The organism is Pseudomonas sp. PIC25, from assembly GCF_002286785.1.
Taxonomy (GTDB): Bacteria; Pseudomonadota; Gammaproteobacteria; order Pseudomonadales; family Pseudomonadaceae; genus Pseudomonas_M.
On the sequence record NZ_MUJY01000186.1, the window covers coordinates 23,541 to 42,920 of the forward strand.

At 63.2% G+C, this 19,380-nt stretch carries 24 protein-coding genes; 14 read left to right on the plus strand and 10 right to left on the minus strand.

The annotated features are described in order from the left end of the window. Positions 1-30: 30 nt before the first annotated feature. The 5 genes from cysM to BZL41_RS25775 all read left to right on the plus strand — a co-directional run bounded on the left by cysM (position 31) and on the right by BZL41_RS25775 (position 6,173). A complete protein-coding gene (cysM, locus tag BZL41_RS25755; RefSeq protein WP_095601893.1) occupies positions 31-936 on the plus strand; it encodes a cysteine synthase CysM in 906 nt (301 codons plus the stop codon). Between the two features lie 66 nt (positions 937-1,002). After that, positions 1,003-2,355 (plus strand): 23S rRNA (uracil(1939)-C(5))-methyltransferase RlmD, encoded by a 1,353-nt coding sequence (rlmD, locus tag BZL41_RS25760; RefSeq protein ID WP_095601894.1) that lies wholly within the window; start codon positions 1,003-1,005, stop codon positions 2,353-2,355. Positions 2,356-2,438: 83 nt separating this feature from the next. Further along, complete coding sequence (gene relA / locus BZL41_RS25765) at positions 2,439-4,682, plus strand: GTP diphosphokinase (protein WP_084334689.1); 2,244 nt, start codon at positions 2,439-2,441, stop codon at positions 4,680-4,682. Between the two features lie 52 nt (positions 4,683-4,734). Beyond that, positions 4,735-5,568, plus strand: coding sequence for a nucleoside triphosphate pyrophosphohydrolase (mazG, locus tag BZL41_RS25770; RefSeq protein WP_095601895.1), 834 nt, complete (start codon positions 4,735-4,737; stop codon positions 5,566-5,568). A 65-nt stretch (positions 5,569-5,633) separates the two neighbouring features. Next, complete coding sequence (locus BZL41_RS25775; protein ID WP_095601896.1) at positions 5,634-6,173, plus strand: DUF2058 domain-containing protein; 540 nt, start codon at positions 5,634-5,636, stop codon at positions 6,171-6,173. A 49-nt stretch (positions 6,174-6,222) separates the two neighbouring features. Here the strand turns inward: BZL41_RS25775 and BZL41_RS25780 are convergent, their stop codons facing one another. Both BZL41_RS25780 and BZL41_RS25785 read right to left on the minus strand, forming a co-directional pair. Next, the gene (locus tag BZL41_RS25780) at positions 6,223-6,483 is read right to left on the minus strand and encodes a Rho-binding antiterminator (RefSeq protein WP_095601897.1); all 261 of its coding nucleotides are present in this window, start codon (positions 6,481-6,483) and stop codon (positions 6,223-6,225) included. A 23-nt stretch (positions 6,484-6,506) separates the two neighbouring features. Continuing rightward, positions 6,507-6,740 carry a thioredoxin family protein gene (locus BZL41_RS25785; protein WP_095601898.1) on the minus strand — a complete coding sequence of 78 codons (234 nt, stop codon included), beginning with the start codon at positions 6,738-6,740 and terminating at the stop codon, positions 6,507-6,509. Positions 6,741-6,850: 110 nt separating this feature from the next. On the opposite strand from BZL41_RS25785, the gene BZL41_RS25790 reads away from it, so the two are divergent. Beyond that, positions 6,851-7,408, plus strand: coding sequence for a MarR family winged helix-turn-helix transcriptional regulator (locus BZL41_RS25790; RefSeq protein ID WP_095601899.1), 558 nt, complete (start codon positions 6,851-6,853; stop codon positions 7,406-7,408). Between the two features lie 43 nt (positions 7,409-7,451). Here the strand turns inward: BZL41_RS25790 and BZL41_RS25795 are convergent, their stop codons facing one another. Genes BZL41_RS25795 through purM form a run of 3 tightly spaced genes read right to left on the minus strand, consistent with a single transcriptional unit; the run spans position 7,452 to position 9,885 of the window. Continuing rightward, on the minus strand, positions 7,452-8,168 hold the full coding sequence (locus tag BZL41_RS25795; RefSeq protein WP_084334677.1) for a DUF3108 domain-containing protein: 717 nt from the start codon (positions 8,166-8,168) through the stop codon (positions 7,452-7,454). Between the two features lie 8 nt (positions 8,169-8,176). Then, positions 8,177-8,827, minus strand: a complete 651-nt coding sequence (purN, locus tag BZL41_RS25800) for a phosphoribosylglycinamide formyltransferase (RefSeq protein WP_095601900.1) — start codon at positions 8,825-8,827, stop codon at positions 8,177-8,179. After that, the gene (purM, locus tag BZL41_RS25805) at positions 8,827-9,885 is read right to left on the minus strand and encodes a phosphoribosylformylglycinamidine cyclo-ligase (RefSeq protein ID WP_095601901.1); all 1,059 of its coding nucleotides are present in this window, start codon (positions 9,883-9,885) and stop codon (positions 8,827-8,829) included. Before purM ends, purN begins: the two co-directional genes overlap by 1 nt. Before the next feature lie 193 nt (positions 9,886-10,078). Here purM and BZL41_RS25810 point away from each other — a divergent pair, with 193 nt between their 5' ends. The 4 genes from BZL41_RS25810 (at position 10,079) to hda (ending at position 13,520) form a co-directional block, all read left to right on the plus strand. Beyond that, positions 10,079-11,098 (plus strand): DUF2066 domain-containing protein, encoded by a 1,020-nt coding sequence (locus tag BZL41_RS25810; RefSeq protein ID WP_095601902.1) that lies wholly within the window; start codon positions 10,079-10,081, stop codon positions 11,096-11,098. A gap of 75 nt (positions 11,099-11,173) precedes the next feature. Further along, a complete protein-coding gene (locus BZL41_RS25815) occupies positions 11,174-11,728 on the plus strand; it encodes a CDP-alcohol phosphatidyltransferase family protein (protein WP_095601903.1) in 555 nt (184 codons plus the stop codon). Then, positions 11,725-12,819, plus strand: a complete 1,095-nt coding sequence (locus tag BZL41_RS25820; protein ID WP_095601904.1) for an AI-2E family transporter — start codon at positions 11,725-11,727, stop codon at positions 12,817-12,819. Before BZL41_RS25815 ends, BZL41_RS25820 begins: the two co-directional genes overlap by 4 nt. Continuing rightward, positions 12,816-13,520 (plus strand): DnaA regulatory inactivator Hda, encoded by a 705-nt coding sequence (gene hda / locus BZL41_RS25825; protein ID WP_095601905.1) that lies wholly within the window; start codon positions 12,816-12,818, stop codon positions 13,518-13,520. The genes BZL41_RS25820 and hda overlap by 4 nt, the downstream gene beginning before the upstream one ends. Before the next feature lie 46 nt (positions 13,521-13,566). Here hda and BZL41_RS25830 read toward each other — a convergent pair whose 3' ends face one another. From BZL41_RS25830 to arsC, 3 genes are read right to left on the minus strand one after another with little or no spacing between them, the layout of a single operon-like run. Further along, a complete protein-coding gene (locus tag BZL41_RS25830; protein WP_095601906.1) occupies positions 13,567-13,977 on the minus strand; it encodes a DUF2069 domain-containing protein in 411 nt (136 codons plus the stop codon). Further along, positions 13,970-14,575, minus strand: coding sequence for an NAD(P)H:quinone oxidoreductase (gene wrbA / locus BZL41_RS25835; RefSeq protein WP_095601907.1), 606 nt, complete (start codon positions 14,573-14,575; stop codon positions 13,970-13,972). The genes BZL41_RS25830 and wrbA overlap by 8 nt, the downstream gene beginning before the upstream one ends. After that, on the minus strand, positions 14,572-14,925 hold the full coding sequence (gene arsC, locus BZL41_RS25840; RefSeq protein ID WP_095601908.1) for an arsenate reductase (glutaredoxin): 354 nt from the start codon (positions 14,923-14,925) through the stop codon (positions 14,572-14,574). Before arsC ends, wrbA begins: the two co-directional genes overlap by 4 nt. Before the next feature lie 119 nt (positions 14,926-15,044). Here arsC and BZL41_RS25845 point away from each other — a divergent pair, with 119 nt between their 5' ends. Further along, a complete protein-coding gene (locus tag BZL41_RS25845) occupies positions 15,045-16,265 on the plus strand; it encodes a virulence factor BrkB family protein (protein WP_095601909.1) in 1,221 nt (406 codons plus the stop codon). Positions 16,266-16,431: 166 nt separating this feature from the next. Further along, entirely contained in the window at positions 16,432-16,629 is a 198-nt protein-coding gene (locus BZL41_RS25850) for a hypothetical protein (protein ID WP_143518160.1), read from the plus strand. A gap of 48 nt (positions 16,630-16,677) precedes the next feature. On the opposite strand, the gene BZL41_RS25855 is transcribed toward BZL41_RS25850, so the two are convergent. Together BZL41_RS25855 and BZL41_RS25860 are read right to left on the minus strand one after the other, a co-directional pair. Next, positions 16,678-17,070, minus strand: a complete 393-nt coding sequence (locus tag BZL41_RS25855; RefSeq protein WP_095601911.1) for a hypothetical protein — start codon at positions 17,068-17,070, stop codon at positions 16,678-16,680. A gap of 121 nt (positions 17,071-17,191) precedes the next feature. Continuing rightward, positions 17,192-18,583 carry a PilZ domain-containing protein gene (locus BZL41_RS25860; RefSeq protein WP_095601912.1) on the minus strand — a complete coding sequence of 464 codons (1,392 nt, stop codon included), beginning with the start codon at positions 18,581-18,583 and terminating at the stop codon, positions 17,192-17,194. Positions 18,584-18,612: 29 nt separating this feature from the next. Between BZL41_RS25860 and BZL41_RS25865 the strand changes: the two genes are divergently transcribed. Together BZL41_RS25865 and BZL41_RS25870 are read left to right on the plus strand one after the other, a co-directional pair. Then, entirely contained in the window at positions 18,613-19,080 is a 468-nt protein-coding gene (locus BZL41_RS25865; RefSeq protein ID WP_256578243.1) for a TlpA disulfide reductase family protein, read from the plus strand. Positions 19,081-19,082: 2 nt separating this feature from the next. Beyond that, positions 19,083-19,358, plus strand: coding sequence for an acylphosphatase (locus tag BZL41_RS25870; RefSeq protein ID WP_095601913.1), 276 nt, complete (start codon positions 19,083-19,085; stop codon positions 19,356-19,358). Positions 19,359-19,380: the final 22 nt, after the last annotated feature.

Consider the following 19,380-nt stretch of genomic DNA (forward strand, 5'->3'; position numbering starts at 1 on the left):
GTCCCTCTGCCGTCCGGATTCGAAGACGCCATGACCCTGCAGTTTCCCACCATCGCCGATTGCGTCGGCAACACCCCGCTGGTCCGCCTGCAACGCCTGCCCGGGGAGACCTCCAATACCCTGCTGGTGAAGCTGGAAGGCAACAACCCGGCGGGATCGGTGAAGGACCGGCCGGCGCTATCGATGATCACCCGCGCCGAACTGCGCGGCGACATCAAGCCCGGCGACACCCTGATCGAAGCCACCTCCGGGAACACTGGCATCGCCCTGGCGATGGCGGCGGCGATCAAGGGCTACAAGATGATCCTGATCATGCCGGACAACATGAGTGCCGAGCGCAAGGCGGCGATGACCGCCTACGGCGCCGAGCTGGTGCTGGTCAGCCGCGAAGAGGGCATGGAAGGTGCCCGCGACCTGGCGGAAAGCCTGCAACGCGGCGGCAAGGGCAAGGTGCTCGACCAGTTCGCCAACGGCGACAATCCGGAGGCGCACTACCGGGGCACCGGTCCGGAGATCTGGCAGCAGACCCAGGGCCGCATCACTCACTTCGTCAGCTCCATGGGTACCACCGGCACCATCATGGGCGTGTCGCGTTACCTCAAGGAGCAGAACCCGGATGTGCAGATCGTCGGCCTGCAACCGCAGGAAGGGGCGTCGATCCCCGGCATCCGTCGCTGGCCGCACGAGTACCTGCCGAAGATTTACCAGGCCGAGCGCGTGGACCGCATCGTCGACATGGCGCAAGGCGAAGCCGAGGACGTGATGCGCCGGCTGGCGCGGGAAGAGGGCATCTTCTGCGGCGTTTCCTCCGGCGGTGCGGTGGCCGCAGCCCTGCGGTTGTCGAAGGAAGTGGAGAACGCGGTGATCGTGGCGATCATCTGCGATCGAGGCGACCGCTACCTGTCCACCGGCATCTACGACATCCCCGAGCATTGATCATGGCGACGCACGACCCGACCCGGATCGCGCCCGTGGCCCATCCGGGCCGGCAGGGTATCGTCCATGGCTAAGCGCAATGCCGGGCTGCGTTTCCAGCCGAGCGGCGGGGCGCGTACACCGCAGGTCCCGGTGGGCAAGAAGCAGGTCCTGACCATCGAGCGTCTGGCCCATGACGGCCGTGGCATTGCCTTCGCCGACGGGCGGACTTGGTTCGTCGCCGGTGCCTTGCCGCTGGAGCGTGTCGAGGCCCGCGTGCTTTCGGCGCGCAGCCAGATCGTCGACGCGCGCGCCGAGCGCATCCTGGACGCCGCACCGCAGCGTCGCCCCGAGCCCTGCGTGTATGCCGGGCGTTGCGGCGGCTGCACGCTCCAGCATCTGTCCCACGAAGAACAGCTCGCCCTGAAACAGCGCACCCTCGCCGAACAGCTCGCGCGTTTCGCCGAGTTACAACCCGACGAGTGGGCGCTACCGTTGGTCGGTCCGGAATTCGGCTACCGGCGTCGTGCGCGGATTGCCGTGCGCTGGGACGCCAAGGCCCGTCGGCTGGAGGTCGGCTTTCGTGCCGCCGCCAGCCAGGACATCGTTGCCATTGGCGAGTGTCCAGTGCTGGTACAGCCCTTGCAGCCGATCGTGCGCGCGTTACCGCAGCTACTGCGCCAGCTCGAAAAACCCCAGGCTGTCGGCCACGTGGAAGTATTCAGCGGCACTGCGGAAGCCGTGTTGCTGAGGCATACCGCGCCATTGCCGGACGCCGATCTGGCCCGTCTGCGGGGTTTCTGCGACGAGCACCGGACCCAGCTGTGGCTGCACGGCGCCGGCGAGCCGCAACCGGTCGAGCCGGGGCAATCCCTGGGTTATCGGCTGGAGTCGTGGGGGCTGCGTCTGGAGTACCGACCGGGCGATTTCGTCCAGGTCAACGCACCGGTCAACGAAGCGATGGTCAGCCAGGCGCTAGACTGGATGGCACCGAAAGACGATGAGCGGATACTGGATCTGTTCTGCGGCCTGGGCAATTTCGCCCTGCCGCTGGCCCGCGGGACGCGTGAAGTGGTGGCAGTGGAAGGCGTGGAGGCAATGGTCGAACGGGCGCGTGGCAACGCTGCGGCCAACGGCTTGGAGAACCTGCACTTTTTCCAGGCCGATCTGTCGAAGCCGCTGACCGGTCAGCGCTGGGTCGAGCGCGGCTTCTCCGCCGCGTTGCTCGACCCGCCGCGGGACGGTGCGCTGGAGGTGGTACGGCAGATCGGCGACCTGGCGATCGGGCGCCTGCTGTATGTGTCCTGCAACCCGGCGACCCTGGCGCGCGATGCCGCGGAGCTGGCGCGGCAGGGCTACCGGCTGAAGCGGGCCGGCATTCTCGACATGTTTCCGCAGACCGCGCATGTCGAGGCGATGGCGTTATTCGAGAGGGGCTAGGATGCCCCTGTAATCCGACCGGCCCGTAGAGGCAGGCGACAATCCGGCGGGCCCGAGGGCGCGCCGTAGGGGAAGGGTAAGTAATGGTACAGGTGAGAGCGCACCAGCCGATCAACACTGACGGCAGTATCAACCTCGAGTCCTGGCTGGATCATGTCCTCAGCCTGGACCCGGCGCTGGAGCGTGAGGCGTTGAAGGACGCCTGCGAGTTCGCCCGCGAAGCCGAGCAGCAGGCCAACGCCGCGCAGAACCTCTGGGTCGAGGGCACCTCCAGCTTCCAGACCGGCCTGGAGATCGCGGAAATCCTCGCTGACCTCAAGCTCGACCAGGACTCCCTGGTCGCCGCGGTGATCTACCGTGGTGTGCGCGAGGGCAAGATCACCCTGGCCGCGGTGCACCAGCGTTTCGGCCCGGTGGTGGCCAAGCTGATCGAAGGCGTGCTGCGCATGGCGGCGATCAGCGCCAGTCTCAACCCACGTCAGTCCATGGTGCTCGGCGCCCAGGCCCAGGTGGAGAACCTGCGCAAGATGCTGGTGGCCATGGTCGACGACGTACGCGTCGCTCTGATCAAGCTGGCTGAGCGCACCTGCGCGATCCGCGCGGTCAAGCACGCCAGCGAGGAAAAACGCCACCGCGTCGCCCGCGAAGTCTTCGATATCTATGCTCCCCTGGCCCACCGGCTGGGCATCGGTCATATCAAGTGGGAGCTGGAGGACCTGTCCTTCCGCTACTTGGAGCCCGAGCAGTACAAGCAGATCGCCAAGCTCCTGCACGAGCGCCGGCTGGATCGCGAGCAGTACATCACCAATGTCGTCCAGCAATTGCGCGACGAGTTGGATGCCACCGGCATCAAGGCCGACATCAGCGGGCGGGCCAAGCACATCTATTCCATCTGGCGGAAGATGCAGCGCAAGGGGCTGGAGTTCAGCCAGATCTACGACGTGCGCGCGGTACGGGTGCTGGTGCCGGAAGTGCGCGATTGCTACACGGCGCTCGGCATCGTCCACACCCTGTGGCGGCACATTCCCAAGGAATTCGACGACTACATCGCCAACCCCAAGGAGAACGGCTACCGCTCCCTGCACACCGCGGTGATCGGCCCGGACGGCAAGGTGCTGGAGGTGCAGATCCGCACCCATTCCATGCACGAGGAAGCCGAGCTGGGGGTGTGTGCGCATTGGCGCTACAAGGGCACCGACGTCAAATCCGGTTCCAGCCATTACGAAGAGAAAATCTCCTGGCTGCGCCAAGTACTCGAGTGGCACGAGGAACTGGGCGATATTGGCGGGCTGGCCGAACAATTACGGGTGGATATCGAGCCGGACCGGGTCTACGTATTCACTCCGGACGGCCACGCCATCGACCTGCCCAAGGGCGCCACGCCGCTGGACTTCGCCTACCGCGTGCATACCGAGATCGGCCACAACTGCCGGGGGGCGAAGGTCAACGGCCGCATCGTGCCGCTCAACTACAGCCTGCAGACCGGCGAGCAAGTGGAGATCATCACCAGTAAGCAGGGCTCGCCGAGCCGCGACTGGCTGAACTCCAACCTGGGCTACATCACCACCTCGCGGGCACGGGCGAAGATCGTCCATTGGTTCAAGCTGCAGGCCCGCGACCAGAACGTCGCCGCTGGCAAGGCGTTGCTGGAGCGCGAGCTGAACCGGGTCGGCCTACCGCCGGTGGACTTCGACCGGCTGGCGGAAAAGGCCAACCTCAAGACGGCGGAGGACCTGTTCGCCGCCCTCGGTGCCGGCGACCTGCGTCTGGCCCATCTGGTCAACATGGCGCAACAGTTGGTCGAGCCGGAGCGCGGCAACGAACAACTGGAGCTGATTCCGCGCAAACACGGCCCGCACAAGCCCGGCAAGCGAGGCGACATTCAGATCCAGGGAGTCGGCAACCTGCTGACGCAAATGGCCGGCTGCTGCCAGCCGCTGCCGGGCGACCCGATCGTCGGCTACATCACCCAGGGACGTGGGGTGACCATCCACCGGCAGGACTGCGCCACCGCGCTGCAACTGGCCGGACGCGAGCCGGAGCGGATCATCCAGGTCAGCTGGGGGCCGGTGCCGGTGCAGACCTATCCGGTGGATATCGTCATCCGCGCCTACGACCGTTCCGGCCTGCTGCGCGACGTCTCCCAGGTGCTGCTCAACGAGCGCATCAACGTGCTGGCGGTGAACACCCGCTCGAACAAGGAAGACAGCACGGCGCTGATGTCGCTGACCATCGAAATCCCTGGGCTGGATTCCCTGGGCCGGCTGCTGGCGAAGATTTCCCAGTTGCCGAACATCATCGAGGCGAAACGCAACCGCGCCTCCTGATCCGGCAGGCCGCGCCATACAGTGCGTGGCCTGCGTTTACCTCGGAACGCTTATGTACTCACTACCCGATCTGCTGTACCTGATGGCCCGCCTGCGCGACCCGCGGCACGGTTGCCCCTGGGATCTCAAGCAGTCCTACGCGACCATCGTTCCCTACACCATCGAAGAGGCCTACGAGGTCGCCGACACTATCGAACGCGGCGATTTCGAGCACTTGCAGGGCGAACTCGGCGACCTGCTGTTCCAGGTCGTCTACTACTGCCAACTGGCCCGGGAAGAGGGGCGTTTCGGCTTCGATGCGGTGGTCGATGGCATCACTCGCAAATTGGTTCGTCGCCATCCCCATGTATTCCCGGATGGCGACCTCTACGGCGTGGCGGACCGACACAGCCTGGAGGAGGCGGCGGTCAAGCAGCGCTGGGAAGCTCTGAAGGCGGAGGAACGGGCGGAAAAGGCCGAGGCGCCGGAGCAACTGTCGTTGCTGGACGATGTGCCGGCGGCGCTGCCGGCCTTGTCGCGGGCGGTGAAGCTGCAAAAGCGCGCGGCCCAGGTGGGTTTCGACTGGCCCGAAGCTTTGCCGGTGGTGGACAAGCTCCGTGAAGAGCTGGACGAAGTGCTGGAGGCCATGAGCGAAAACGACCCGGAAGCAGTGGCCGAGGAAATCGGCGATCTGCTGTTTGTGGTCACTAATCTGGCGCGTCACCTCACGGTCGACCCGGAGACGGCACTGCGAAGCGCCAACGGCAAGTTCGAGCGACGCTTCCGTTTTATCGAACAGGCATTGCGCGAAGCGGGTCGGCCCATCGAAGATTGCACCCTCGAAGAACTGGATACCCTGTGGAGCGAGGCCAAGCGGCAGGAGAAGGACACACTGGGCTGTGGCTGATACGGCGCGAGGTCCGATGCGGTTCGTTCGGCGATTCCAACTTTATTGAGACAAGCGGGTAGGTTATGAGTCTTTCCCTACGCGACCAGCTGCTGAAAGCCGGGCTGGTCAGTGAAAAACAGGTCAAGCAGGCCGGCAAGCAAAAGCAGAAACAGGAACGTCTGGAGAAAAAGGGCCAGGTCGAAAAGGACGATTCGCAGCGCCAGGCCGCATTGGCCGCCCAGGCCGAGAAGATCGAGCGCGACCGCGAGTTGAATCGCCAGCAGCAGGAGAAAGCGGAGCAGAAGGCCCGCACCGCCCAGATCAAGCAACTGATCGAGCGCTCCCGTCTGCCGAAGCTGACTACTGACGACTACTATAACTTCGTCGATGACAAGAAGGTCAAGCGCATCTCCGTGAACGACCTGATGCGCGACAAGCTCAGCCGTGGCTCGCTGGCTATCGTTCGGCATGGCGGCACCTACGAGATCATCCCGCGCGATGCGGCGGTGAAGATCCAGGAGCGCGATCCGCGCCGTATCGTCCTGCTCAACACTCCCACCGAGGAAGCGGATGAGGACGATCCGTATGCTGCCTACAAGGTGCCGGATGATCTGATGTGGTGAATGAAAGAAGCCGGGCAGTGCCCGGCTTCTTTTTTGCCTTTGGCTGGCGTTATTCCAGTTCGACCCGGCCGAAACGCGCGCCCTTGTTGCACGGCGTGATTGCCCGCAGGCGATCACGCCGCAGCCGGTGGGAGGCGCCTTCGACCTGAACCACCAGAAATTCCTCCTTGCTCGCCGTGGTTTCCGTGGTCACTGCTTCGGCTTCGAACGGCTCGCCGTCGTACAGCTCGATACGTAACCAATAGCGGTACAGGCAGGCGATCTCCAGGTAGTCGTGAAGATCGCAGGCCAGCGGTCGGTAATTGCTCACGAAGCGCCCTCGATAGCCTTGCTTTACTTCAGCGCAGCGAGGGCGGCGCCGAAGTTCAGGTGCAGCACCTGTCCATCGACGACCAGCGCCGGCACGGATTGCACGCCTGCTTGCTCAGCCTCGGTCATACGTTCCGGCTGCTGACCAAGGTGAACGACCTCCACATCGACTTTGCCCGTATCCAGCAGCGGCAACAGATTCCGCTCGGCCTCCACGCAGACAGGGCAACCGGCATGGTAGTAACGCGCATGGGACATGATCTTCTCCTTGATTAAGTATCGAATCGATACTGTTTTAAAAATAGAGTGGGCGTCGCTGCTTTGTCAATATTGTTTTTATTCGATACTATTTCCCTGTGGAGGTACCTATGTCCGGCCATGCCTTGTATGACTATCTGGAACGCCTGACCAGCTTGATGCGGGCCTGGTCTCGCGAGCACCCGCTGCTGGCCGAACTGCAGCCGGTGCAGGTGAGCGCCCTGCATTATCTTTCCCGTTGCAACGGCTACTCGAATACGCCGATGGCGGTTACCGAATACCTGGGGTTGACCAAGGGCACGGTGTCGCAATCGTTGAAAGTGCTGGAACACAAGGGGTTGATCCGCAAGCAGCCGGACCCCCAGGACAAGCGCAGCGTTCATCTGGAACTGACCGAGGAAGGGGCGGCACTGCTAGAGGCGCTCACCCCACCGGCATTCCTGCAACAGGCGGCCGAGGCTCTGGGACCGAGTGGGGAAATGCTGGATGCTTTGCTGAGGGAGCTGCTGGTGACCATCCAGCGGCAGCAGGATGTGCCGAGTTTCGGTTTATGCGGTAGTTGCCGTTTCCATGAGCGGCGCGAGGAGGGGCCGTTCTGTGGGCTGACGCGTCAACCGTTGGCGTCGGGAGCGGAGCGGCTGATCTGCCGGGAACACGGATCCGCCTGAGGCCGGGCAAAAAGAAGCCGGGCATTGCCCGGCTTCCTCGTCCTTACTTGCCACGACCTTTGACTGGCTTGCCGTCGACCGTGCCCTCTTCGAGCATGATCTGGTATTCCTTGCCGTCCTTCTCGACCTGATGCAGGCGAACCAGCAGGTAGTCCCAATCCTTGGCGAACCAGAGGATGGTCTTGCGGTTGCTCTGGGTCGGGTCACGCACGCGCTCGACCTTGAGCGCATCGACAGTGCCGGCCTTGGTTTCCACCTGCTCTTCGCCGAGGACGCGGAAATCGTAGGTTTCGATTTCGTCGCCATCGACCACTTGGTAGCTCATGCTCTTCTTGCCGTCGGCCACGTCGTGCTGCAGGACCAACTGATAGGTCGACTTGTCCTGCAGGCCGCGGTTGAGCAGCAACCGCACCGGATCACCGCGATCGCTGCCGAGCACCTGCTTCTCGGTCCAGTCGAAGTCCAGCTCGACCTGCTTGGCCTTGCCGAGGCCGCTGCGGTTGAAGCGGTAGTTGAGGGGCAGGAAGGTGTCGTTCTCGACGCGGAAGGTGCTTTGCTCGGTGAGGCTGGCCACCAGCATGGCGGCCTCGAAGCCGAGCTGCCAACGACCATCGTCGAGGCGCTTCAGGCTGCGCTCCGCGGTCCCGCTGATGGGCAGTTGCTTCCAATCGGCGGTATAGCTGGCGGAAAACGGCTTCAGCTCGAAGGCCTGGACAGGCAGCGTGAGCAACGCACAAACGAACAGCAGGGCACGACGCATAGAGTCTCCTAGGTTCGAATCAGATGACCGGTGGCCGGCAACGGCTGGCCATCCAGCATTGCGCCGTGCTCGCCCAGGCGCAGACGGCCCTCGGCGAACCAGCGCACGGCCAGGGGGTAAATCCGGTGCTCCTGTGCATGCACACGCATGGCCAGGCTTTCCGGTGTGTCACCCGCTTGAACCGGAACTATCGCCTGTACGACCAAAGGGCCACCATCGAGTTCCTCGGTCACGAAATGCACGCTGCAGCCATGCTCGGCATCGCCGGCTTCCAGCGCCCGCTGATGAGTGTGCAGGCCCTTGTAGAGGGGTAGCAACGAGGGATGGATGTTCAGCAGGCGGCCCGCATAGTGACGGACGAAACCGGGGGTGAGGATGCGCATGAAGCCGGCCAGCACCACCAGTTGCGGGGAGAACCCGTCAATGGCCTCGATCAGCGCCGCATCGAATGCCTCGCGGCCATCGAAGGCCTTGTGGTCGAGCACCTGGGTGGCGATACCGGCGTTTTGCGCGCGGGTCAGTCCGTAGGCATCGGCGCGGTTGGAAATCACCGCGCGGATGCGGGCCGGGTTGTCGTCGCTACGGGTGCTGTCGATCAAGGCCTGCAGGTTGCTGCCGGACCCCGAGATCAGTACCACGACATCGCAGCGTGCCGTCATCAGTGAGCTTTCAGATTGTTCAGCACGACCTGGGCGGCACCTTCGGCGGCCTGGGCGATCTGGCCGATCACCCACGGTTGCTCGCCCGAGGCACGCAGGCTTGCCAGAGTGGCTTCCACCTGGTCCTGTGCCACGCAGATGACCATGCCGACGCCGCAGTTGAGTACGCGGTGCATCTCATGCTCATCGACGTTGCCGTGCTGCTGCAGCCAGTCGAAGACGGCCGGCCGGGTCCAGCTGGCCACATCGATCACGGCCTGGGCGCCTTCGGGGAGGACGCGCGGAATATTGTCCAGCAGGCCGCCGCCGGTGATGTGGGCCATGGCCTTCACTGCGCCGGTATCCTTGATCAGCTTGAGCAGCGGCTTGACGTAGATGCGGGTCGGCGCCATCAGCAGGTCGGCCAGCGGTTTGCCGTCGAGCTGCACTTTTTCGATATCGGCACCGGCGACCTCGATGATCTTGCGGATCAGCGAGTAGCCGTTGGAATGCGGGCCGGAGGAGGGCAGGGCGATCAGGGCGTCGCCGGTGACCACCTTGGAGCCGTCGATGATTTCGCTCTTTTCCACCACGCCGACGCAGAAGCCGGCCAAGTCGTAGTCCTCACCCTCGTACATGCCGGGCATTTCGGCGGTTTCACCACCGACCAGCGAGCAACCAGCCAGCTCGCAGCCGGCGCCGATGCCGGTGACCACGGTGGCGGCCACGTCGACGTTGAGCTTGCCGGTGGCGTAATAGTCGAGGAAAAACAGCGGCTCGGCACCGCAGACCACCAGGTCGTTGACGCACATCGCGACCAGGTCCTGGCCGATGCTGTCGTGCTTGTTCAGGTTCAGCGCCAGACGCAGCTTGGTGCCGACGCCATCGGTACCGGATACCAGTACCGGCTGCTTGTAGCCGGCCGGGATCTCGCAGAGGGCGCCGAAACCGCCCAGGCCGCCCATCACTTCCGGACGTGCGGTGCGCTTGGCCACGCCCTTGATGCGTTCGACCAGCGCTTCACCGGCGTCGATGTCCACACCGGCGTCCTTGTAGCTAATGGAGGGTTGCTTGCTCATAGATCCAGGCCTATAGGGAAAATTCGGGATTCGACCGGTGCCGCCATGGCCGGTCTGCGAAGGCGCGCGATTTTATCAGGCTTGCCGGGCAGCGACCACCTGAGCCGGCCCGGTTGCCGGGTGGCGGGCGGCTGTTTAAGGTATAGCCCTTCTCGGGCGGCTCAAGGCCGCTCCTCAGCCGTCGAGACTCCCCATGCGCGTGATCCGCCTGCTTGTTCTTTGCCTGTCGCTATTCAGCCTGCCGACCTTCGCCGAAACGGTTGGCGATCTCTATCAGGTACGCGAACCCGTCGCCAGCCAGCAACCCGAGGAGCGCAACCAGGCGCTGCAGCGGGCATTGGATACGCTGGTGCTGCGTCTGACCGGCGATCCGGCGGCATTGAAGAGTCCGGCCGTGGCTGAGTTGCGCAAGGACCCGCAACAGTTGATCAGCCAGTACGGCTATGAAGGCGACGCTCTGGTGGTGGACTTCGATCCGGCCACCAGCGAGCGGTCCCTGCGCCAGGCTGGTCTGGCCTTGTGGAGCGCCAATCGCCCTGCGATTCTCGCCTGGTGGTTGAACGAAACCGCAGGGGGCGCCAACTTGGTCGGGGACGGGCAGGACAGCGCCGCACCGGTGCGCCGCGCCGCGCAACACCGGGGATTGCCGTTGCGTCTGCCGCTGGCCGATCTGAGCGAGCAGATCGTCGGGACGGCGGACAATCTTACCGCGGCCAGGCCCGACGCGTTGCGCGAGGCTTCGGATCGCTACGCCGCCGACGCACTGCTGGCGGTCAGGGCACGCGAAGACAGCGGCAAGTGGCAGGCCAACTGGCGTCTGTGGCTGGGCGATTCGCTGGAGCAGGGCTCGGTGGAGGGCGCCGACAGTGCCGCGCTGGCCGATGCCGTGATGCTCGCGGTGAGCGAACGCCTGGCACCGCGTTTCGTTGCGGCGCCGGGGGCGGCCAATGACCTGACCCTGGAGATCCACAAGTCCGACCTGACGCGCTATGCGGAATTGGAGCGGTTGCTCGAGCCCTTCGGTGCGCGGCTGAAAAAAGTCGAGGGAGATCGCCTGGTCTATCAGGTGCGCTCCAGCCCAGAGCAACTGCGTGCGCAGCTGGCGCTGTCCGGTTTGCAGGAGGTCCAGGCGGCCGACGCGCCGGTGGATGCCGGCCAGTCTGTAGCGCCGATGCAGCAGCCGGCGGCTCAGGTGCTGCGTTTCAGTTGGTAGTCGGCGTAGACTGCGCGCAGGTTTCCAAACGGCTGTGGAAGTTTCCGCTTCGCCAGGGTGTTGCCAAGGATTGCCATGCGCCAATTGCCGAATCTGCTGACGACGCTTCGCCTGTTGCTGACCGTGCCGATCGCTCTGTTGCTCCTGGCGGAGCGTTACGGGCAGGCACTCTCACTGTTTGCCGTCGCCGGATTTTCCGATGCCTTGGATGGTTTCCTCGCGCGGCGATTCGGCTGGACCAGCCGGCTCGGCTCGATGCTTGATCCTGTCGCCGACAAGTTGCTGCTGGTTACCAGTTATCTCTGCCTGAGCGTCACCCAGATTTTTCCCTGGTGGCTGGCGGCCGTGGTGCTCCTGCGCGACGCGGTGATCGTCGGCGGCGCGACCTTCTACCGCCTGCTGGTCGGCCCCTTCGAATTCCGTCCCACCTGGCTGGGCAAGCTGTCCACGCTGTTGCAGATCGTTCTGGTATTGGTCGTATTGCTGGAGCTCAGCTTGCTTCCCGCTTTCGCGCCGCTGCGTTGGCCACTGATCGTTCTGGCGCTGGCCGTCAGCCTGGCCAGCGGCCTGCATTACGTTTGGGTATGGGCCTGTAAATTTCACTCCGCAAGAAACGGACCTCTGGCATGACTGCATCGAACCGCTGGCTCTGGCTGGCCGGACTGTTTTTCCTTGGCTGGCTGGTTTACCTGCTTACGCCGATCCTTTCGCCGTTCCTGGTGGGCATCCTGCTGGCCTATCTGGGTGATCCGCTGGTGGATCGCCTGGAGCGCTGGAAGCTTTCCCGCACTTGGGGCGTGGTGCTGGTGTTCGTGTTGTTCAGCCTGGTCCTGCTGATCGGACTGCTGGTGCTGGTACCCATGCTGGGCAAGCAGTTGGTGCGTCTCTATCAACTCACGCCGCAGATGCTCGACTGGCTGCAGAACGCGGCACTGCCCTGGGTTCAGGCGAAGGCGGGGCTGCCCGAGGGTTTCTGGCGTTTCGACCGCCTCAAGGCCGCGCTGTCCGGCCATCTGGACAAGACCACCGATCTTCTTGGGGTGGTGGTAGCCCAGGCCACGGCCTCCAGCCTCGCGTTGTTGGGTTGGTTGGGCAACCTGTTGCTCATTCCTGTGGTCAGCTTCTACCTCCTGCGGGACTGGGACTTGATGATGGCGCGGCTGCGCGGGCTCCTGCCACGGCGCCAGGAGGGGCTGGTGGTACGCCTGATGGGCGAGTGTCACGAAGTACTCGGTGCGTTCCTTCGGGGGCAAATGCTAGTGATGCTTGCGCTGGCCGTAATCTATTCGGTGGGGCTGATGGCGATCGGATTGGAGCTGGGCCTGCTGATCGGCGTACTCGCCGGCCTCGCCAGCATCGTGCCCTACATGGGCTTCGTCGTCGGTATCGGTGCGGCGATTGCGGCAGCGCTGTTCCAGTTCGGAGGGGAGGCACTCTACCCGTTGATCGGTGTGGGCGTGGTGTTCATGGTGGGGCAGTTGCTCGAAGGTATGCTGTTGACGCCGCTGCTGGTGGGGGACCGGATCGGTCTGCATCCGGTGGCGGTGATCTTCGCGATTCTCGCCGGTGGCCAGTTGTTCGGCTTCACCGGCGTGCTGCTGGCGCTGCCGGTTGCTGCCGTGATCATGGTTTTGCTGCGTCATGTCCATGATTTGTATAAACTTTCGGAACTTTATGGAGAGTCCCCCAGCGGTTCCGAGGAGCCGCCTACCCCGGCATGAAACCGACCCAGCTTTCCCTAGGGGTGCGTCTGCGCGACGACGCCACCTTCGCCAATTACTACCCCGGTGCCAACGCCGCGGCGCTCGGCTATGTCGAGCGCCTTTGCGAGGCGGATGCCGGCTGGACGGAAAGCCTGATCTACCTTTGGGGCGGTGAGGGCGTCGGGCGCAGCCATCTGCTCCAGGCCGCGTGTCTGCGCTTCGAGCAGCGCGGCGAGCCGGCAGTCTATTTGCCGCTGGCCGAGGTGGTTCAGTACGGCCCCGAGATTCTCGATAACCTGGAACAGTGCGAGTTGGTGGGGCTCGATGATCTCGACGCCGTGGCCGGTCGTGCGGATTGGGAGGAGGCGCTGTTCCACCTGTTCAACCGACTGCGCGACAGTGGACGCAAGCTGTTGCTTGCGGCTTCGGCGTCGCCGCGGGAGTTGCCGGTGCAACTGCCAGATCTGAAATCCCGGTTGACCCTGGCGCTGGTATTCCAGCTCCATTCCCTGTCCGACGAAGACAAGCTGCGCGCCTTGCAATTACGCGCATCGCGCCGTGGCCTGCACCTGACCGACGAAGTCGGTCGTTTCATTCTGACCCGCGGTACGCGCAGCATGAGTGCGCTTTTCGAGCTGCTCGAGCGACTTGATCAGGCTTCTCTTCAGGCACAGCGCAAACTCACCATCCCGTTCCTGAAGGAAACCCTCGGCTGGTAAGGCCGGCTGGCGCGACGATCATATCGATCGTCACGCCTTCATCCGTTCAGCTTTCTCCCGCCAGCCGACGGTCGTACTGGAAGCGCCAACGCGTATAGAGCAGCGCCGCACAGAACAGGCTCAGACTGAACAGTGCTTCCAGCCAACCGAACAGCATCCGGCCTGGGTCGATCGCGGCGAGCACGCCCTGGATGAAGTAGATGTTGACCACGAAACAGGTCCAGGCATGCGCACGGGCATTACCGAGCAGTACGCCCGGCGCGACCAGCAGTAGCGGCAGAAGCTGAATGCTCAGTACGACCCAGGTCCTTGCGCCATGAAGGTCGGCGAACAGCAGGTTCCACAGAAGCAGCAGAGCGGCCAGGGCGATCAGGCTCGCCAGGCTTATTGCGCGACTGAAAGTGAGGCGTGGTTGCAGCCATTCCAGGGACGGCAAGGGTTTCGCTTTTCTAGCCACGGCCTTTCTCCAGCAGTGCCGCGGTTTGTGCGAGACGTTGGCCAAGGGCGCGGCAGAGTGCGATCTCCTGCTCGTCCAGCGGGCGTTTGCCGTCCGCTCCGGCGTGGTGGCTGGCGCCATAGGGCGTGCCGCCGCCACGGGTTTCCAGCAAGGCGGGTTCGCTATAGGGGATACCCATGGCCAGCATGCCGTGGTGGAGCAGCGGCAGCAGCATGGATAACAAGGTGGTTTCCTGGCCGCCATGAAGGCTGGCGGTGGAAGTGAAGACGGCCGCCGGTTTGCCGACCAACTCGCCGGTCAACCACAGGCTGCTGGTACCGTCGAGGAAGTATTTCAGCGGGGCTGCCATATTGCCGAAGCGGGTAGGGCTGCCCAGCGCCAGCCCGGCGCATCCCTTCAGGTCGTCCAGGCTGGCATAGAGGGCGCCCTCGGCGGGGATATCGGGGGCGACGGCTTCGCATTCCGTCGAAACGGCGGGCACCGTGCGCAGGCGCGCTTCCAGGCCGCCTTGCTCCACGCCGCGGGCAATCTGCCGGGCCATCTCTGCAGTGGCGCCGTGGCGGCTGTAATACAGGACCAGGATATAAGGCAGGCTCACGGAAGGATCTCCAGCACCTTTTCCGGCGGCCTACCGATCACGGCCTTGTCTCCGACCACCAGGATCGGACGTTCGATCAGCTTGGGGTGGGCCACCATCGCTGCGATCAGCGCATCCTCGCCGAGTGCGGGATCAGCCAGGCCAAGTGTCTTGTATTCGTCTTCGCCACTGCGCAGCAGTTGCCGGGCGGGCAGACCGAGCTTGCGCAGCAGTTCGCGCAGTTGCGCTTCGCCGGGAGGGGTTTCCAGATAGCGCACGATCGCCGGAGCCAGGCCCCGGGCTTCGAGCAGTTCCAGTGCACCTCGGGATTTCGAGCAGCGCGGATTGTGATAGAGCGTCAGATCGGTCATTTTGCGGATCGCATCTTGGCTTGAGAGATGGCTATTCTAACCGCGTCGACGCACGGGGCCGAAACCGTGCGTATCGTTGCCTCAGCGGAATGGCCGCTGACTGAAGCTAAGGAGAGGGAATGCGCCAACGCTTCGACGATTTTCTGGAATTCTGGCGCTATCTGGTTCAGCGTTTTCTGACCGACCGCGGTGCTCATAGCGCGGCGGCGCTGACCTATACCACGCTGTTCGCGGTCGTCCCGATGATGACCGTGACCTTCGCCATGCTGTCGGCCGTCCCGGCATTCCAAGGCATGAGCGAGGAAATCCAGGGGTTCATCTTCCGCAATTTCGTGCCGTCCACGGGGGTGACGGTGCAAGAGTATCTGCGCGCTTTCACCGCACAGGCCCGGCAACTGACCTGGATTGGCGTGGGCTTCCTGATGGTCACGGCGTTGATGATGCTGCTGACCATCGAGAAGGCCTTCAACACCATCTGGAGGGTCCGTCAGCCACGCCGCGGCGTATCCAGCTTTCTCCTTTACTGGGCGATCCTCAGCCTCGGGCCGCTGTTGTTGGGGGCGGGATTCGCGGTGAGTACCTACGTGACTTCGTTGTCGCTGCTGTCCGGGCCCGATGCACTGGTCGGGGCGAAGACGTTGCTGGGTTTCATGCCGCTGGTTTTCAGCGTCGCGGCCTTTACCTTGTTGTATGCGGCAGTGCCGAATGCGCGGGTGCCGATCCGCCACGCGCTACTTGGTGGTCTGTTCACGGCGGTCCTGTTCGAGGCCGCGAAAGGGCTGTTCAGCCTCTATGTCAGCTTGTTTCCGGGCTATCAGCTGATTTATGGCGCTTTCGCCACGGTGCCGTTGTTCCTGTTGTGGATCTATCTGTCCTGGCTGATCGTGCTGTTCGGTGCGGAACTGGTCTGCAACCTGTCCTCGTCACGCCAATGGCGACGGCGTGCTCTGCCGCGATTGCTGGTGGTGTTGGGCATTCTCAGGGTTTTCCTTCAGCGACAGCAGCGCGGCCATCCGGTGCGTCATGCGGACGTGCAGCGCGAAGGTTGGCCCCTGCCCGAAGACGAATGGGAGGAAATCATCGATTTCCTGGAGCGCGAGAAGCTGGTCTGTCGTACCAGCGCGGGTGCCTGGGTATTGTGTCGTGACCTGAGCCATTACAGCATGGCGCAGCTCCTGCGTCATAGCCCGTGGCCTTTACCCAGGCCGGAACAGCTCCAGGCGCATCTGAACGAAGACTGGTATCAGCCCTTGAAGGTGGCGTTGCAACGTTTGCACGAGGTGCAGGGAGAGTTGTTCGGTACCAGTCTGAGCGAGTGGTTGCACGCTCACGATGAGTGACAAAAAACGTCAGTTTGCGGCGTGGCTCCGGTGCTGCTCGCGAACGGCAAGGGCTGGAAGGCTCGAAAAACCGTAGGAGTGCATGCTGGCACGCTTCTGGCAAAACCCTATTGGGTTTGCGATCGTTCTGCTGGCGGGGCAGGGATTAGCTGAGGGATTTCGGTTTATGAGTGGTGCCAAGGACAAAGTGATTCATCTGCATCGGAGAGATCCCCAAGAGGCGCTGGAGCGGCTCAATCGGATCACCGGGCTGAAATTCGTCCATTGGCCTGAATCCTTGGCCGGGTTGGCGGTGCAAGAGTCCGAGACAGCATTCGACGATCAGCCCGCGCCGCCGCCAGTGGTGAGCATTTCCAGAGGCTGAAAAGCACAACCCCGCGAAGGACGCGGGGCGAAGGTTTACAGAAGGGGCTCAGGCAAGGGCTTGGCGATTGTCCGCTTCGGCCATTTCCACGGCCTGGACAAAGAGTTCTTCGACGATGAGGCTTTGCACGGGCACTGCCGAGCGCAGTTTTACCTGCATATCTTCGATCTTCAGTTTCACCGGCAACCGAGCGATGCCGGAGAGCAGAATCTTGCCATGGGCATTGGTTGTGCCATGGTCGACGTTGACTTCACGCTGCTTGTCGCCGTCGCGGTAGGTCACCAGCAGGGAGACCGGCAGATTGGCCAGGCCGGGCAGTTGCACCCAGGAGGCAACGTTGTATTCGGCGACGCGGCCTTCATAGGCCGTGACTATCAGGCGAGCGGCATTGACGATTCGGGATGGCACGGGGCCGATCAGCTTGTCATGGGCTTTGGACATGGTGGGCTTCCAGGCTGATAGCGATCGTAGGAACGGGTGTGGCGAAATTATAAGCAGGCCTTCGGCGATTAAACTGTGCGCTCAGGCAGCGCTTGATGTGATATGTCTCGCAGTTCCCGCATCAAGCGAGGCGCAACGGGTGCCTTTCGACGAGCGGCGTCGACAGGTTCGATGTCGGTAAAGCCAGGGTCGCCTGACTCGGAGCGCTGCTGAGTTGAAGCCAGAGCTGTTCCCCTTCTGAGAACTGCCCTCTGGATAGCCATAAGCCATGATGCCAGGCGCTGCCTGCGGGGGTGCTTTGCAATATGCCCGGATGCGTTTGTGCGCTGGGCGCACGGCGCAACCAGACCGGCCGTGCCAGTCCTTTCAAATAGCGTAACCCCAGATGCAAACCCTCATCGTTGATGTGGCGCCAGCGCACCAGGGCCAGGCTGCTCGTTCCACTGCTGCCCAGCAACAGGACGAGTTGCCCCACGGGAATCTGTGCGGCTTGCGCTACCTGACAGAGCAAGCGGGCGCCGCCTACGCTCGCATCGACGAGACGGGCTGAAGATAGGCTAGGTCGTTGTTCCAGCAGTTGCGCATGAATGGCGGCCAAGCCGATGGCCAGGTCGCATGACCCTTGGCTCTCGGTGCGGGGATGCTGGCGTTGCGGGCGCCCCAGCCAATGGGGTCTTACCCGTTCGAGTAATGCGTGTTCCGCCGAGCTGCGCAACGGGGCCGGTTCATTCAATGCCACTGCCAGTGCACCAGGCTCGAATCGACGAAGAAAGCTGCTGTCCTGTGGCGGATGATCATCCATGACGAAGGGACGTGCCTCGCGCAGATCGATGGTCGGCCCTTCGGCTTCCTCATCCCAGGGAAGCAGGCGAGCGAGATCGGCGAGGGGCGCGAGAGCCTTGAACAGCAAAAGGCATTCGCCTTCGGCCAGGTGAAAGGGATTGCTCAAGGCGAGCAGCAGCCCCTGTTGGTAGATGCCTCGCAGGCTGCTGGCAGCGGTCGGCTGGAAAGCGGCGGCAACCTGCTCATCCAGGCAATCGTGGCGTTCAGCCAGGCAGTAGAGCTGGTGGCTGTCGCGCCACGACGTCGGGGAGGGTTCTTGGTAACGCTCGTAATGACGAAGCTGGCTTTGCCCAAGAAAATACTGGGCCGTGTACAGGCACCAAGCCAGATGGGGGCGCGATGGCGCCCGGCCTTGCAGCATCTGCAAGAGCAGACGCTTGAAGCCGGCGGCCAGTTCGTCGCAAAGACCGACGAGCAAGGGGCAGGAAGAAGATCCCGCCATGGATGCATAATGACGATATTCTTCGCTGACGTTTTGCAGGCCCCGCTGCCTTTCAAGTAAGGTCATGGCGCTGCGGTTGTGCCGCGACAGTAGATCCAATACCTGCCGCAAGCCCTGCTCAGGGCGTTGTCGACGAGCCTCGGCGAGTGCTGCGTTGAGTTGGGTCAACGGGACGCAGTTTTCCTCGAGGAGGTCCGGTACCTCGATACGCAAGGTATCCTGCCTCATGTCAATCACGCAGGAATGAGGACGAATGCATGGGAACGCAACTTCGGGTTTTCATGGGAATAGTCGCCGGGTTGCTTCTGAGCGGTTGTGCCGAGGACCTGGGCCTCGATCAGCATGGGCGAAAGGTAACGGCTGCCGAACTGGATGGCCAGTGGTTGGTGATCAATTACTGGGCGGAATGGTGCAAGCCCTGCCGAAGTGAAATTCCTCAGTTGAACCTGCTGTCCGAGCGGATGGAGAGCCAGGGGGTCGTTGTTCTGGGGGTCAACTTCGACGGACTACAAGGTACAGAGCTGGCCAGATCCAGCGATACGATGAAAATCGATTTCCGCGTTCTGGCGAAGGACCCTTCCGAACGCTTCCAACTGCCACGCAATGAAGTACTGCCGGTGACCTATCTCGTTGATGGGCAGGGGCGAATGCGTGAGCGACTGCTGGGGGAACAGACTGCGGCGGGGCTCATCGCCCGGCTGAAAGAATGGCGAGGCGAGGGTTGAACATGGCACGCATCTGTTTACATGGTTTCGTCAGCGGCCGAGTGCAGGGCGTCAGTTATCGGCAGGCGACTGCGAGTCAGGCTGAACGTCTGGACCTCGATGGTTGGGTGCGCAACGTGCCTGACGGGCGGGTAGAGGTGTTGATCGAAGGGGAAGAGAATGCTGTCCAGGAATTGGTTTCCTGGCTGGAGAAAGGGCCGGCGAAGGCCAAGGTCGAAGCGGTCGAACTGGAGCAGCAACCGTTGCAGGGTATCGCCGGTTTCATCGTGCGCGTCTGAGCGTTGTTATCGCGACGCTCGT

Coding starts and splice junctions, on each gene's coding strand:
- cysM (WP_095601893.1), top strand. CDS start 31: ATGACCCTGCAGTTTCCCACCATCGCCGATTGCGTCGGCAACACCCCG.
- rlmD (WP_095601894.1), top strand. CDS start 1,003: ATGGCTAAGCGCAATGCCGGGCTGCGTTTCCAGCCGAGCGGCGGGGCG.
- relA (WP_084334689.1), top strand. CDS start 2,439: ATGGTACAGGTGAGAGCGCACCAGCCGATCAACACTGACGGCAGTATC.
- mazG (WP_095601895.1), top strand. CDS start 4,735: ATGTACTCACTACCCGATCTGCTGTACCTGATGGCCCGCCTGCGCGAC.
- BZL41_RS25775 (WP_095601896.1), top strand. CDS start 5,634: ATGAGTCTTTCCCTACGCGACCAGCTGCTGAAAGCCGGGCTGGTCAGT.
- BZL41_RS25785 (WP_095601898.1), bottom strand. CDS start 6,740: ATGTCCCATGCGCGTTACTACCATGCCGGTTGCCCTGTCTGCGTGGAG.
- BZL41_RS25790 (WP_095601899.1), top strand. CDS start 6,851: ATGTCCGGCCATGCCTTGTATGACTATCTGGAACGCCTGACCAGCTTG.
- BZL41_RS25795 (WP_084334677.1), bottom strand. CDS start 8,168: ATGCGTCGTGCCCTGCTGTTCGTTTGTGCGTTGCTCACGCTGCCTGTC.
- purN (WP_095601900.1), bottom strand. CDS start 8,827: ATGACGGCACGCTGCGATGTCGTGGTACTGATCTCGGGGTCCGGCAGC.
- purM (WP_095601901.1), bottom strand. CDS start 9,885: ATGAGCAAGCAACCCTCCATTAGCTACAAGGACGCCGGTGTGGACATC.
- BZL41_RS25810 (WP_095601902.1), top strand. CDS start 10,079: ATGCGCGTGATCCGCCTGCTTGTTCTTTGCCTGTCGCTATTCAGCCTG.
- BZL41_RS25815 (WP_095601903.1), top strand. CDS start 11,174: ATGCGCCAATTGCCGAATCTGCTGACGACGCTTCGCCTGTTGCTGACC.
- BZL41_RS25820 (WP_095601904.1), top strand. CDS start 11,725: ATGACTGCATCGAACCGCTGGCTCTGGCTGGCCGGACTGTTTTTCCTT.
- hda (WP_095601905.1), top strand. CDS start 12,816: ATGAAACCGACCCAGCTTTCCCTAGGGGTGCGTCTGCGCGACGACGCC.
- arsC (WP_095601908.1), bottom strand. CDS start 14,925: ATGACCGATCTGACGCTCTATCACAATCCGCGCTGCTCGAAATCCCGA.
- BZL41_RS25845 (WP_095601909.1), top strand. CDS start 15,045: ATGCGCCAACGCTTCGACGATTTTCTGGAATTCTGGCGCTATCTGGTT.
- BZL41_RS25850 (WP_143518160.1), top strand. CDS start 16,432: ATGAGTGGTGCCAAGGACAAAGTGATTCATCTGCATCGGAGAGATCCC.
- BZL41_RS25855 (WP_095601911.1), bottom strand. CDS start 17,070: ATGTCCAAAGCCCATGACAAGCTGATCGGCCCCGTGCCATCCCGAATC.
- BZL41_RS25860 (WP_095601912.1), bottom strand. CDS start 18,583: ATGAGGCAGGATACCTTGCGTATCGAGGTACCGGACCTCCTCGAGGAA.
- BZL41_RS25865 (WP_256578243.1), top strand. CDS start 18,613: ATGGGAACGCAACTTCGGGTTTTCATGGGAATAGTCGCCGGGTTGCTT.
- BZL41_RS25870 (WP_095601913.1), top strand. CDS start 19,083: ATGGCACGCATCTGTTTACATGGTTTCGTCAGCGGCCGAGTGCAGGGC.